The 246-nt window shown below is 35.8% G+C and carries 1 pseudogene; it reads left to right on the forward strand.

The features are described 5' to 3' along the window. A pseudogene (locus ACRHOC_RS14980) lies at nucleotides 1-246 on the forward strand (RNA methyltransferase); the annotation flags it as partial.

Raw genomic sequence — 246 nt, forward strand, 5'->3', positions numbered from 1 at the left:
GTGCAAAAAGAAATGGTGTGCACAATGTAGATTTAAAAGTCATCGACTCAACAAAACCAATTAAAAAACTTCATAATAAGGCTGATCGTATATTGATAGATGCTCCGTGTTCTGGTCTTGGTGTATTGCGCAGAAATCCTGATGCAAAATGGAAACTGGAGCCTGAGTTTATTGATAGAATCAAAAACACTCAGCAAGAATTATTGCAGCAATATTCCAAAATGCTTAAATCAGGAGGAAAAATGG

This window comes from Winogradskyella poriferorum, assembly GCF_050618035.1.
Taxonomy (GTDB): domain Bacteria; phylum Bacteroidota; class Bacteroidia; order Flavobacteriales; family Flavobacteriaceae; genus Winogradskyella; species Winogradskyella poriferorum_A.